The organism is Pseudoalteromonas obscura, from assembly GCF_030135505.1.
Lineage (GTDB): Bacteria > Pseudomonadota > Gammaproteobacteria > Enterobacterales > Alteromonadaceae > Pseudoalteromonas > Pseudoalteromonas obscura.
Genome location: NZ_JASJUT010000007.1, coordinates 230,408 through 243,369, shown reverse-complemented (window position 1 = coordinate 243,369; position 12,962 = coordinate 230,408). Strand labels below are relative to the sequence as shown.

Here is a 12,962-nt window from a genome sequence, read left to right as displayed (position 1 = left end):
TGAGCCGTTAGTCTGTCACTTTTTGCCACACTTCTCGATACGCTCGCTCATTCGACAATATCATTTGATTTTGGGTCAACTTGTCGACGTTCACTGTCCACCTATGCACCTTATCTGGTGCATAGGTGGGCGCCTCTATCACCGTCAACTGAGTTACGTGTATGCGCCAACTGCCTGTTGTTTTGTGAAAATGCGCGTCGCCAAACCCGTTTGCAAAACCGCTTTGCTCAACATCGCACTCAATCTTTCCAGACTCTTTAAATAAACATGTTTTTCTATCATGGTGACTCGTACTACGATCAGAATAATGCCAAATGCCCACCAACCGCTCGGCAAGGCTCAACTGCGTATAGTTTGTGTGGGTACACCCAGACAAAACAACGACCATAATTAAACAAAGAGATTTCATTTCAACCCCTTGGCTTTGCCAGCCTATTACCCTCTTATCTCTGTTACCTAAGTTAATTTAGCCTGAGTAGCTAGATAATACCGATGAACCTTTAAACTTATTGGTTAGTTCTTTTTCTATGCCACTCGTTTGTTGGTTCAGCTTCGATTTATTTTTGTACTCGAAATAGTGCTATACGAAAACTCTTTTACAAAGAGTAACAAGCTTGCACAGCCATTTGCACCCTAGGTCATGATTGCAACAGTAGCTATAGATATACTTTTCCCTGTTGAGTAAGCGCATATACACACCTTCGACTTTAGTAGATATGTCTAATGCAGTTATTTAACATGTTGATTTCCCTGTCTTAATAAGACTTTTGGCGCGCCCATGGCGCGCTTTTTTTTACGCTATGCATGACTCTTACCCTTGCCACCTCCTTCTTTTTAAAAAACGCGTCTGTTTATCTTATATCGAACATGTACTCAAGTGGCACTTATACATTTTTCTACTATATTTCTGACTAATAGTAACGATTATCAACTAGGTGGACTATGTTATTTTCATCAAGGACAGAGCGTCAAAAATTACAATCTTTAGAAGCCAAACTTAACGTCTTTTTTGAAAAACAATCTGTATTAGAGCTCAATGACGAGGGGAAAATTACGCAAGTCAGTGAGCATTTTTTGACAGAACTTGGCTGTAAGCAAGCCGATTTAATCGGTCAACATTACAGTCGAATTATAAAGACAAAGCTTGATTTAGATAACCATATTGCTCAGCCAGATCAAGAGCTGCAAGTCCAATATCAACACAATTCCGTATTTTGGTTTCGCGTCTCTGTACACAGCACATTTGATCAGCAAACTCACAATAAACTCACGCTATTGCTGCTGCACAATGTGACTGACTATAAGCGCACCAACATTGAACATTTAGGCCAAATTGAGGCCATTAGTAAATCACAAGCTGTCATCGAGTTTAATATGGACGGTACAATCGTTCATGCCAATGACAACTTCCTACAAGCAATGGGATACACACTGTCAGAAATAGTCGGGCAGCACCACAGTATGTTTGCAGAACCTGAGTACGCCAAAAGTGAGGAGTATCAGTTATTTTGGCAAGCGTTGAATCAAGGTCAATTTAGTACAGGAGAATATAAAAGGCTCGCCAAAGGCGGGAGGGAAGTTTGGATCCACGCATCCTATAACCCCATTTTTGATACTAATGGTCGCCCATACAAAGTAGTAAAGTACGCTTCAGATATAACACAAACTAAATTGCAAGCGTCGGATTATCAAGGTCAGCTTGAAGCCATCAGAAAGTCCCAAGCTGTTATCGAGTTCAATATGGATGGCACTATCATCTATGCCAATGAAAACTTTTTATCGGCCATGGGGTATACGCTAGATGAAATAAAAGGCCGGCATCACAGTATGTTTGCAGATCCAGAGTATGCTGCAAGTGCCGAATATGCGAATTTTTGGGCTGAATTAAATGCCGGGCGATACTCCGCAGGGGAGTACTTACGCAAAGCTAAGCACGGAAAAGAAATTTGGATTCAGGCATCTTACAACCCGATATTAGATTTAAATGGCCGCCCATTTAAGGTGGTTAAATACGCGTCTGATATCACGGAGCAAAAGCTTCAAGCCGCCAACTATGAAGGACAATTGCAAGCCATTGGCAAATCACAGGCAGTGATTGAATTTAACATGGACGGCACCATAATCAATGCCAATGAAAACTTCTTAAAAACGACTGGCTACACACTGGACGAAATTCAAGGCCAACACCATAGCATGTTTGCTGATCCAGACTACGCCAACAGTCAGGCATATAAACAGTTTTGGCAACAACTCAACCAGGGAAAATTTGACTCAGGTGAGTACCAAAGAGTTGGTAAAAATGGCAAAAAAATCTGGATACAGGCGACTTACAACCCCATATTTGACTCTAATGGCAAGCCCTTCAAAGTTGTTAAATTTGCGACGGATATTACTGCGCAAAAGTTACAAAGTGCCGATTTTGCAGGGCAGTTGGCTGCAATTCACAAGTCACAAGCGGTGATTGAGTTCAATTTAGACGGCACTATCCTTGATGCTAACGAGAATTTTCTTGCAACAACTGGATACTCCCTAGCAGAGATAAAAGGTAAGCATCACAAAATATTTGCCGAGGCCGAATATGCACGCAGCCAGGAGTATCAAGATTTTTGGCAGCGCCTGCGCCTTGGACAATTTGATAGTGGCGAGTACAAACGTATTGATAAAAATGGTCAGGCTATCTGGATCCAAGCATCCTATAACCCCATTTTTGATGCCGAAGGCAACCCCTTTAAGGTGGTAAAATACGCTACGGATATCACAGCTAGAAAGCGCGCGATTTCGAGTATCAAACACGCCATCATGGCGCTAGCTGAGGGTGAGTTAATGCATACCATAGAGGAAGATTTAGGCACTGAGTTTAATATTTTAAAAAACGCTATGAACGCCCTCATGAATAATTTAAATAGCATGGTGCAAGAAATCACTGAAGCTTCAAATAGCGTATACCAAGGCGCACAGAGTATTGCCAATAGTAACGAAGAATTGAACAAACGTACTGAAAACCAAGGCGCAAGCATCGAAGAAACAGCTTCTACCATGGAAGAGCTAACCGTGACCGTGCAGCAAAACGCCAAAAGCGCCAAAGATGTGTCTGATCACGCCGATGAAGTTATGGTCAAAGCCCAGCAGGGCGGCAGTACTGTTTCAGATGCAGTTGCAGCGATGAATGAGATAGAAGCGTGCAGTAAAAGCATCTCAGATATCATTGGAGTTATTGATGAGATTGCTTTTCAAACTAACCTATTAGCACTCAATGCCTCTGTAGAAGCGGCCAGAGCAGGAGAGGCTGGTAGAGGGTTTGCGGTGGTCGCCAGTGAAGTCCGTAATCTTGCGCAGCGCAGTGCATCCGCAGCCAAAGAAATTAAAGGCCTTATACAAGATAGCTCTCAAGCGGTATCTAAAGGTAGCCAGCTGGTATCGGCATCAGGGGATACTTTTGAGCAGCTGATCCAAGTGGTTAAAGAAGTCAATGTGATGATCACTGAAATAACCGAGGCCAGTCAAGAGCAATCAGAGGGCGTCGCTGCAGTGTCATCTACGATTGCGCAAATGGATAACGAAACGCAGAAAAATATGCATTTAGTCGAACAATCCACGCATTCAAGCCAAGTTATGAGGCAACAAGCTCAAAACTTGTTGCAACAAGTCGCTAGCTTTAAAACACAAGCGACAACTCAGCAAGAGTTGCTCCCAGCGCCAGAGGCTGTGGGAATGCTGCGGCTTGGTGTAGGGAATTGAAACACGTATGAAAATCACAACAGCTTGTTAGGTAATAATGTTTTTATATCAATACTTAACAAGCGGTGGTTTTAAATAGAGCACTCGCGCCCATTTCAGTTAAAATCCACACTGGAGCATTGGGCTGCCACCTATGAAAATCACAGGAACAGCGATAGTTAATTAATATCTGAAAAACCATTTTGGATAAGTTAAAACCACTTAACTTCTATGGCAATAGATTATTTCTTAAGATTAATCCCGACAAAAAGAGGTTACTCACACTATTACACCTGTGGAACTAATAAAAGCTAATTCGCTAATTCAGATTCAAAGTAGCTGGCGATAAAGTCGACAAACGCTCTAATTCTATAAGGTAAATAGTCTGAATTTTTATACACTGCGTACATTGGTAGAGAACTTTTTTGATGGTCTGCGAACAATTCTGTCAACTGATTCATTTTAAAGGACTCTTGAACCATCCATTTCGGCATAGCGGCTATACCACATCCCAATATCGCCATTTTCACTAACATTTCTGGACTATCGCTAGTAACCAACTCTCGTACCACGAATTTCTTTTTATTTATTTGCCAAACATTTGAGGTAGTACTTAAAGAATAAGTTAGGCAAGTGTGCTTTGATAACTCTTCGGGAACAACAGGAGTACCATTATTTTTTAGATAGTCGGGCGATGCAAAATAGCAAACGTCGTGATCCAGCAGCTTTTTGGCTTTTAGCCCTGAATCCTTGAGGTAAGAGGCTCGAATAGCGATATCAATATCGTCACGATATAAGTCTACATGCTTGTCGTCGACTGAAATATCTATTTTCACTTCAGGGTTTGTTATCAAGAATTTTCGTATAGGAACCGCTAGTCGCTTAGTAGCAAATGCTGACGGGGCTGATATCTTAAGTGTACCTACAGCAAGGCTTAGCTGTTTGTTAATCAATTGCTCAGTCAGGGTCATTTTCTCAATAAGTTCGTGGCAAAAGCCAAGGTACTGTTTACCAGCACTTGTTAAACTAATCTTACGTGAGTTCCTATGAAATAGAGTAAAACCTAAATCCCCTTCCAACCAAGCTATCTTTTTACTCACGGCTCCTTGTGTCGTATTGAGTTCGATTGCTGTAGCCGTAAAACTCTCTAACCGAGCGACGTGCCGAAACACTTTTATACACGCTAACTTGTCCATTACCATTCCAAGTTGGAATATCAGATATCGCAAAACTAACATTTATCTGGCTATTAAGGAATGCTTAAATGCCATTGAAAAATTTATTGGGAGTTTTACATGACGTATATTACTGCTGTTCTTGGCGTTTTTTTCACCTTTGCAAGTTCAATTAAAATATTAGGCTGGCAGAAGTACATATTTGAAACACAGCAGGCTTTCTTTCGAAAGTATGGGTTAACTCGTATACATATGTTTTTGGTTGGTATTATCGAACTGACGGCTGCACTATCATTGTTAGGTTCGTTGGCATACGAACATGCAATATTAAATTGCATTGGCGCTCTATGTATTACTTTAGCGTCAGTTGGCGCGATTTTTTTCCACTTAAAATTCGATACACTGAAAGATGCTATTCCAGCAATGGTAACTTTGTTGCTATCTTCTGCATTAGTTATATCCAACCAAACTCTGCTGTCACAATTTCTCAGTAGCAATTGAAACGATGACGTTTACTCATGACCAACTATGGGATAATAGATAGGAGGCAGGCTTCTATACATTGAAAAAGAGCGCACAATTGCGCTCTATATAAAGGAGTTTGCTTGCTAACAAATCAGATTAATTAAACAAGCAGCTTTTCTCATCCAGATTTCACTTTGATGCCTTGTTCCGTTACTCGGATTGGAATTTATCACTGGCACTTGCAAATTTATTCAGGTAGGTTATCGCCGCTTTCAAAGCAAGATCTGCATTTTCCGCGTTCTTAACATGATCTATTTGAATGTCAGGCAAAAACAGCTCTCTTGCACTGCCATCGACATGAAATAGCTTTTCAACCGGGATCACCACATCAAGCTTTGAATTGGGTAATGTATGTCCGGAAATAGCACCTAGTAACTGAGCCATCTGAGTCCCTATCACTGTGGCACGGTTCATACCATGAAGCCCAATCGTTAACCCTTCCCCCATACTACCAGTCCAGCGATTACTCAAAACCACCAAAGGCTTGCCATAAGTAAAGTCACCTCTTGGATAGACAAACTCTTGCCAACGCCTTTTAACGCCATATTGGCGTTCTACAGCAATCAATTCATGCTCTTGATAGGGGAGTCGCTGCGCGATAAACCTGCTCATTATGCCTCTAGCAACATCGCTATTCCCACCACTGGGTGTATTGCGCAAGTCCAATATCAAACCGGCTGATTGTTTGTACTGTGATATTGCCTCATCAAAAGCGCCGATCAATGCATTGTTGCCCAAACTGTTTTCAAGTCTGATATACGCAAACTCGCCTATTAGCTTACTGGTTAATAGTGGCTTTTCCTTCAAAATGCCCGCAACAACCTGCCCAGTGTCTATTGTCAACGTTTGCAAACGCCCTTGCCAGTTCACATCAACAGAGATCTGCTGCTCCCTTGTTCCCGTTAACAATCGATTGAGAACCCAGGTTTGAGCCGCTTTTTGACCTGATACATTGGCTTGTCTGACAGCTTCAAGAACCGGCTTGTTGTCTATTTTCTCTATGATCATACCCGGCCTAAACCCCACTTTATGCGCATAACCAGTATGCGGTAGTGAGGTGATAATTGCTTTGCCGTTACGTAGCTCAGCCCACATTGTCAATGCGGTGGGCATCGGTAGGTAATAGTCACGAGGTCTAGGTCTTATTTCACTATGTTGATCATAGAAAAACTCAAAACAATGGTTAAGCTTCCTCGACAAATCATTGCGTGTTTTTATCTTATTAGTATCTTTTTGCAAACAGGCATTGAACAGCTCTTTATCAACTTGCTTCTTATCGAAATAAGCATAGCGCTCATTTAGCAATGAAATAAATGAGGTTATGTCTTCGTCGATCGCTACTGGCGACAAGTCCTGCGTAGTCGCCTGTGAAAATGCCCCGCAGCTGGACATCAATGAGATAAAAAATACACTGGCTTTAGCGCAAGCTCCCTTGTTAGAAAACAGAATGTTCAATTTAGTTTTTTCCTTCTTCTAGCTGTCTCTCTTTCTCGCTTAAACGCCGCTCCAATTCCATCATCGATATTTTTCCTTCTTGAAAGAGTCTTTCCTGATCTAAAACATAAAGAGCAAACGTCAAATTGGAGATAAACAATCTTGGCCTATAGATTTTTGCTCGTTTCATGACAATCAGTGATTCACTCAACTCCGTCAAAGATTCTTGCGAGAGATTTTTAATGAATAGCTGTTGCGACATCAATGCATCTAGGTAATCGGGGTAGGGCAATGGGTTATTTTTGAAGAAACGAGCCTTTGATTCTTTTGTTTCCTCACCCGCTTCATTACTCTTATAATAATCCATTACCGCATGACTATAATCAAGACTTTCAGATGCAACAGCCTTAGCCGCATAAAGCAGTTTAATTAGGTCACGACGTTCCCTTTCATCTTCATCGTAATTGCTTATGGCAATCGCCAACAAAACACCAACAAGCGTTGCCACCAGCGTAAGTACAAAATTACTTGCAAGCTCGTTATTCTTTGTAAACTGTTTAAATTTAGGAATGAAAAAAACCGAGCAACACGCAATCAAAATAACCGTTGTGATCAAATACGCCATTTTTTACATCTTTTATAGTTGTTATATTTCCATCTTACATTTGGTACTTTAGCAGCTACAAGTATCAATTTTAAGATAAATCATAAAGATTCCAATTCCTTATGAAGCCACTGACTAAACAGCTCAATACGCTTTAAGCGTGGAGACTGAGGGTCATACATCAGTCGATACTGAGTGCCCGGCATCAGCCCGAACTCATAGGGCTGTACCAGCATACCTTCATTTATATAGTGCGCTGCTTGTTTTGCTGAGCCCAGACACACTCCGTGACCTGCAAGTACAGCGCTCATTGCAACATCAATATTATTCACTTGTAGTACTTGGCAGGCGCTAATGTCTGGATCAATACCAATATGCTCAAACCACTTAGGCCAATAAGAGATACCAGAATAATCAATTAGCCAACTTTGCTTTAAGCTGGCAGGGCGGCTTGGATCGAGCACGTCAGCAACAGCGGGAGAACATAGAGGAACAATAGGGTCGTTGATTAAAACCTCACAGTGATAATCAGGATATTCACTGTAGCCATAGCGAATCGCGATGTCTATCTCACCTTGGCGTAAATCTTCTACTTCCTTTGAAGTCACAATGCGTAGATCAATATCAGGATATGCAGATGAGAACTTCCACATTCTAGGCACCAATACTAATGACGCAAAAGATTGTGTTGTTGTGATGGTCAACTTACCTGGCAATGGCTCATATTGGATCTTTTTCAGGCCCTCTACAATTAATTCAAAGCCGTTCTGTATCGCTTCGGTTAAAACAGCGCCTTGATAAGTTAGCTGCATACAGCGACCTTGACGGTAAAACAGTTTGCAACCAATCTGCGCTTCAATTTTACGAATTTGTTGGCTCACAGCAGCTTGTGTCACATTTAATTCCTCGGCTGCTTTGCTATAACTTTGTAGCCTTGCCGCCGCTTCTATCATGCGAAATCCAGATATATTTAGCAACTCTTTATACATAACCTTAACTTATATATATGTTTAGTATTTATCGTTCGTAATAGACAAATTTATAACACATAATTTTTATACCCCACTATAAAAAGCAACAAAAACAATGGAAAAAACAGCAAAAAGTTCAGAATTAAAAACTAACTTGATATCAATATGGTTAAGTAAAATAGGTAAATCACTCCAATTAGAGCACTTATGCAACCACAAATAAAATAACTTTAAATTATGTTAGCTGTAAAATTAGGTACAGTCACAAATGATTCATGTGACTTTTTGGTCGGTCCACTATGATCAACTGGATAATTTTTTGCTGTGATCTTTGCAACCTCAATTGACGTACTCTATGTTTAAAGCAGGCAGAGTGTCTTGCTACGGAATACGAGGTAAGAAACGCATGATTAAAGGAATTATTTTTGACTTGGATGGCACATTAGTCACCTCCAACCTAGACTTCGCCATGATGAAAGCGCAGCTGGGTTGCCCTAGAGAAAATGACTTGTTGGAATTCGTCGATACACTGCCCTCACCCTACATGCGTGAAGAAGCAATGGCGCTTATTCATCAACACGAAATGCAAGATGCGCATCAAGCGGAGTTTATTCCCGGTGCGGCGCAGGCCGTTGAGCAGTTGCATCATAGAGGGTTTCCTATGGCCATCGTGACACGTAACTTTGCCAAAGCAGCACAAACAAAATTAGCGCGGTGCAACCTGCCTATAGATATCATTTTAACCCGCGACGATGCGCCAGCGAAACCAGACCCTACAGCATTGAATATGATTGCTCAAAAATGGGGCCTGCCAAGTACAGCCTGTATGTATGTTGGCGATTACCTGTACGATATTGAAGCTGCACATAATGCGCAGATGATATCCTGCCTTTATATCCCCAATGCGACGCCGGAATATTCTTCAAAAGCAGACATCACGTTCAACAATTGGGAAACACTACTGATGCTGATAGAGCAAAAAAATCTCAAATTCCAGCATCAACTCGCCTAAGATTGTGATTTGCACCGATAATCAAGCCTTTCATATGGACTGAGACCCATTAGGGTATAGCCCAAAGCGTCGAGTCTTGTTAGAATCTTGTGCAATTGAATTTCAAATAACGAGAATTAAGATGGGTAGAGCATTTGAAGTCCGCAAAAACGCCATGGCAAAAACGGCAGCGGCAAAAACTAAGGTAAACTCTAAGTACGGTAAAGAGATCTATGTAGTTGCTAAAAACGGTGGCGCAGATCCTGAAACAAATCTATCCCTTCGTCGTTTGATCGAAAAAGCAAAGAAAGATCAAGTTCCAGCACACGTTATTGAAAAAGCAGTCGAAAAAGCTGCTGGTGGTGCTGGTGAAGACTACTCACCGGCACGTTATGAAGGTTATGGTCCAGGTAACTGTATGGTTATCGTTGACTGCTTAACTGATAACCCTAACCGTACAATCAAAGATGTGCGTCTTCCGTTCACTAAAACAGACTCAAAAATTGGAAGCCCAGGCTGTGTAGCCCACATGTTTGATCACTTCGCCATTTTAGGCTTTGCAGGTGACGACGACGAGGCTGTACTTGAAGCCTTAATGATGGCAGATGTTGACGTGACAGACGTTGAAGTTGAAGATGGGAAAGTATCAGTATTTGCACCAAACACTGAGTACTTCAAAGCAAAAACAGCTCTAACAGAAGCATTTGATGGCATCACTTTTGAAGTTGATGAAATCACTTGGATCCCACAAACTCACGTTGAAATCGAAAACGAAGATGACATTGCTAACTTCGAAAAGTTTATGGGTATGCTAGAAGATTGTGACGACGTGCAAAACGTTTATCACAACGCAATCGTTAAAAAATAAACGACCATAAAATATTTATATATAAGCCGGGTAACTTCCCGGCTTTTTTACGTCTAGAAATTATAAGTCAAAGGTACGAGATACTGAAAACGCGATGCGCTCATCAGAAGTGTCTGAGTCTATTGATGTATCCTCAGCCGCAATCGACAAATCGAAGCCCGATAAGCTGGTTGAATAAGCGATTTCATAATGATGGTAGGAGCTATTTGTCTCGTCCCATTTTACGTCCCCGCCCACATAATTAGAAACAGTATAACTTACTAAAATATCGTGGTTTTCAGCAACCTCAAAAGTGTGTGATAACGTAGTAATGGTGTGTTTTTCATCTTGACCAGCGTAGTCCCAGCTGTACCAAAAGTTAAATTCAGTCGTGCCCAGCGCATTGTCAAATCCAAACTTAGTGTAAGCTTCTGGGTAATTTAAATCGCTGGAGTCGTCACCGCCATAATAGCTATAATATGCGATGCCGACATCTAGGCTCACAGCGTCAGTCAATGAGAAGGTACGCCCAAAGTAGACATCAACTTCCGTGTCTGTACCATCGCTAAAGTCGACGTTTGAAGCCCATGAACCTGCATACCAATTCGTCTTTGAATTGCTGTAGTCTAAGCTAGCCTGTAGCGCAAAATCGTTATCCGTTTGGCTGATACCATTGAATGTATAATCGGAAGCACCAGTGATGGTTGAAGACCAATCACCTGCAATAACTGAATTAGAGGCAAACAATACAGACAGCGTACACAATGTGAGTCGCAGATTTTTTTTCATAATTTTTATTTCGAAGTTAATCAAACCCCGAACCTTGTTAGTTTAAAAGTAAAAATGCGCTATCTAGATACTTCATATGCACCAAGTTTAGTGTAACTCACTGGTTAAACAAGCGAATACTCCAAGACAAGATCAGTAAATTAATATTTAAACAGCTAAAATTACCATTACCACAATAAGCAGAAACGACATTTGTGCTTTAATGACGTAATCAACGAGTAAAAAACAACTCGTAAAAAAGCATCATTTTAGTAGGTAACATGTTATTTTTGCTAATTTAATCTTAATATTAGCTCTATTTCAATAGTACCTAATTACCAAACATTACAAAGTTTGTTTAGCAAATATACTATTTTGATATTTACACTTATAAATACACTCCATTTTTAATCTCACACACTATAAATAAAAATTTAACGTCAAAAGTGTTCAGTGTATGAACTGCATTCATATCGCAATAGCACTTATACATATGTCCCACGCCCGCCGTAACTTTTTGCCAAGCCGAGTCGGCCACAAGTTTGGTTATAGGCAAAGGGAACATTGTTTATTTGCTTATGGGAGAAAGGATAAAACCTACCTGAAAGGCCTTAAAAACGGCGTTTTTAATTTTTTTTTAGATTTTTCCTTGAAAACAAATTGCCCCGTCCATAGATAGTATTGTGAGGACGCCGACAGGGTCCCAACCAATACAAAATATTATTTATTACGTTTGTTTATCGGTTCAATTGAAAGGTGAACAAACCTTATCGCTCTAAGAGGATATTATTATGAGAAACGTAGATCTTACTCCACTATACCGTTCATTCATTGGCTTTGACCACTTAGCGTCACTGATGGACCGAGCTGCACATAATGGCAAACAAACTAGCTACCCTCCATATAACATCGAGGCGCTGGACCAAGACAAATATCAAATTACAATGGCTGTTGCCGGCTTTAGCGAAGATGAACTGCATATAGAATCAGAGAACAACACGCTAAGAATTCAAGGTCAAAAAGCCAATAAAGAAGACCAAACTCAACGCAAATTTATTCACCAAGGTATTGCTGAGCGCAATTTTGAACAAAGCTTTCAGCTCGGTGACCACGTTAGAGTGATTGGCGCAGAATTAGAAAATGGTTTGCTGGTAGTCAGCCTAGAGCGAGAAGTACCGGAAGCCTTAAAACCAAGAAAGATTGAAATAGGTAAAGGCAAGCTGATCGAAAACGCCAGTTAAGCTTTACCCCAAAAAAACCTATTTGATTATCCCTGATAAAGTCGCTTTATGCGGCTTTTTCTGTATATGTAAACCCCCTTTACAAACCAGTAGACTAGCTACTTCGTTCTTTCTATTTCACACAATTCGTTGCCACTGCATGTATCTTCAGGTTCAGTTTTAATTGCTCCATGCCTATTTGAGTGCTGAGTATCCTTACAATTTTGCTTGTACGCTATAGAATCTTGTGCATTGTCGTAAATATAAACAGCCGATGAAAACGCCGCAGTTGTCGCAGCAACCGCAACGGGAATAAAGAGATCTCCAGGAACAATGGGACTGCGATTAGCAGGATCGTCGCCAAAGATCTGTACGTCAATTTCTGTTTTTTCTCTGACAAAATCACAATGCTCATCAAAGTGCATTGTCTTTTTGGGCGCAACTATGCAGCCAGATAGTCCTATTAGGGCAATCAAACTTATCAAATACCTACTGTTTTTCACACTTACCTCGATACCAATCAATGTACCCCTAATCTAGCACATTGATTTTTAGTAACTTGTAACAAAGTGTAGGCGAGTTTATGAGCAGGTAACGGTCTTGATAAGGTAACTGGTATTTAGTGCAAAAATATGAAGTGAATGGCAGTCTGGCTGAAAATTAACGTCATCGTATTATAAATAATATACGCTAAAGCAACTCATACATGA

Annotated in this window: 12 protein-coding genes; 5 read left to right on the top strand and 7 right to left on the bottom strand. The window is 40.8% G+C overall.

Annotated elements, in window-relative coordinates; all coding sequences use genetic code 11:
- Positions 1-7: 7 nt before the first annotated feature.
- A complete protein-coding gene (locus QNM18_RS16955) occupies positions 8-409 on the bottom strand; it encodes a hypothetical protein (protein WP_284137890.1) in 402 nt (133 codons plus the stop codon).
- A 533-nt stretch (positions 410-942) separates the two neighbouring features.
- On the opposite strand from QNM18_RS16955, the gene QNM18_RS16950 reads away from it, so the two are divergent.
- On the top strand, positions 943-3,738 hold the full coding sequence (locus QNM18_RS16950; protein WP_284137889.1) for a methyl-accepting chemotaxis protein: 2,796 nt from the start codon (positions 943-945) through the stop codon (positions 3,736-3,738).
- 290 nt (positions 3,739-4,028) lie between these two features.
- Here the strand turns inward: QNM18_RS16950 and QNM18_RS16945 are convergent, their stop codons facing one another.
- A complete protein-coding gene (locus tag QNM18_RS16945; protein ID WP_284137888.1) occupies positions 4,029-4,913 on the bottom strand; it encodes a LysR family transcriptional regulator in 885 nt (294 codons plus the stop codon).
- A 99-nt stretch (positions 4,914-5,012) separates the two neighbouring features.
- On the opposite strand from QNM18_RS16945, the gene QNM18_RS16940 reads away from it, so the two are divergent.
- Positions 5,013-5,393: a DoxX family protein gene (locus tag QNM18_RS16940; RefSeq protein WP_284137887.1), complete on the top strand. Its 381-nt coding sequence runs from the start codon at positions 5,013-5,015 to the stop codon at positions 5,391-5,393.
- 174 nt (positions 5,394-5,567) lie between these two features.
- Here the strand turns inward: QNM18_RS16940 and QNM18_RS16935 are convergent, their stop codons facing one another.
- From QNM18_RS16935 to QNM18_RS16925, 3 genes are all read right to left on the bottom strand, one after another.
- Positions 5,568-6,872 carry a S41 family peptidase gene (locus tag QNM18_RS16935; RefSeq protein WP_284137886.1) on the bottom strand — a complete coding sequence of 435 codons (1,305 nt, stop codon included), beginning with the start codon at positions 6,870-6,872 and terminating at the stop codon, positions 5,568-5,570.
- Between the two features lies 1 nt (position 6,873).
- Positions 6,874-7,476 (bottom strand): hypothetical protein, encoded by a 603-nt coding sequence (locus QNM18_RS16930; RefSeq protein ID WP_211011776.1) that lies wholly within the window; start codon positions 7,474-7,476, stop codon positions 6,874-6,876.
- Between the two features lie 80 nt (positions 7,477-7,556).
- The gene (locus tag QNM18_RS16925) at positions 7,557-8,444 is read right to left on the bottom strand and encodes a LysR substrate-binding domain-containing protein (RefSeq protein WP_211011777.1); all 888 of its coding nucleotides are present in this window, start codon (positions 8,442-8,444) and stop codon (positions 7,557-7,559) included.
- 388 nt (positions 8,445-8,832) lie between these two features.
- On the opposite strand from QNM18_RS16925, the gene QNM18_RS16920 reads away from it, so the two are divergent.
- Both QNM18_RS16920 and QNM18_RS16915 read left to right on the top strand, forming a co-directional pair.
- Positions 8,833-9,438 (top strand): HAD family hydrolase, encoded by a 606-nt coding sequence (locus tag QNM18_RS16920; protein ID WP_284137885.1) that lies wholly within the window; start codon positions 8,833-8,835, stop codon positions 9,436-9,438.
- A gap of 121 nt (positions 9,439-9,559) precedes the next feature.
- Positions 9,560-10,285: a YebC/PmpR family DNA-binding transcriptional regulator gene (locus QNM18_RS16915; RefSeq protein ID WP_023400123.1), complete on the top strand. Its 726-nt coding sequence runs from the start codon at positions 9,560-9,562 to the stop codon at positions 10,283-10,285.
- Positions 10,286-10,345: 60 nt separating this feature from the next.
- On the opposite strand, the gene QNM18_RS16910 is transcribed toward QNM18_RS16915, so the two are convergent.
- On the bottom strand, positions 10,346-11,053 hold the full coding sequence (locus tag QNM18_RS16910) for a TorF family putative porin (protein ID WP_284137884.1): 708 nt from the start codon (positions 11,051-11,053) through the stop codon (positions 10,346-10,348).
- A gap of 770 nt (positions 11,054-11,823) precedes the next feature.
- On the opposite strand from QNM18_RS16910, the gene QNM18_RS16905 reads away from it, so the two are divergent.
- Positions 11,824-12,273: an Hsp20 family protein gene (locus tag QNM18_RS16905; protein ID WP_284137883.1), complete on the top strand. Its 450-nt coding sequence runs from the start codon at positions 11,824-11,826 to the stop codon at positions 12,271-12,273.
- Between the two features lie 98 nt (positions 12,274-12,371).
- Here QNM18_RS16905 and QNM18_RS16900 read toward each other — a convergent pair whose 3' ends face one another.
- On the bottom strand, positions 12,372-12,755 hold the full coding sequence (locus QNM18_RS16900; protein WP_284137882.1) for a hypothetical protein: 384 nt from the start codon (positions 12,753-12,755) through the stop codon (positions 12,372-12,374).
- Between the last annotated feature and the right edge of the window lie 207 nt (positions 12,756-12,962).

Excerpts from the sequence above, each read along its gene's own strand:
- QNM18_RS16955 (WP_284137890.1), bottom strand. The coding sequence starts at position 409 with ATGAAATCTCTTTGTTTAATTATGGTCGTTGTTTTGTCTGGGTGTACC.
- QNM18_RS16950 (WP_284137889.1), top strand. The coding sequence starts at position 943 with ATGTTATTTTCATCAAGGACAGAGCGTCAAAAATTACAATCTTTAGAA.
- QNM18_RS16945 (WP_284137888.1), bottom strand. The coding sequence starts at position 4,913 with ATGGACAAGTTAGCGTGTATAAAAGTGTTTCGGCACGTCGCTCGGTTA.
- QNM18_RS16940 (WP_284137887.1), top strand. The coding sequence starts at position 5,013 with ATGACGTATATTACTGCTGTTCTTGGCGTTTTTTTCACCTTTGCAAGT.
- QNM18_RS16930 (WP_211011776.1), bottom strand. The coding sequence starts at position 7,476 with ATGGCGTATTTGATCACAACGGTTATTTTGATTGCGTGTTGCTCGGTT.
- QNM18_RS16925 (WP_211011777.1), bottom strand. The coding sequence starts at position 8,444 with ATGTATAAAGAGTTGCTAAATATATCTGGATTTCGCATGATAGAAGCG.
- QNM18_RS16920 (WP_284137885.1), top strand. The coding sequence starts at position 8,833 with ATGATTAAAGGAATTATTTTTGACTTGGATGGCACATTAGTCACCTCC.
- QNM18_RS16915 (WP_023400123.1), top strand. The coding sequence starts at position 9,560 with ATGGGTAGAGCATTTGAAGTCCGCAAAAACGCCATGGCAAAAACGGCA.
- QNM18_RS16910 (WP_284137884.1), bottom strand. The coding sequence starts at position 11,053 with ATGAAAAAAAATCTGCGACTCACATTGTGTACGCTGTCTGTATTGTTT.
- QNM18_RS16905 (WP_284137883.1), top strand. The coding sequence starts at position 11,824 with ATGAGAAACGTAGATCTTACTCCACTATACCGTTCATTCATTGGCTTT.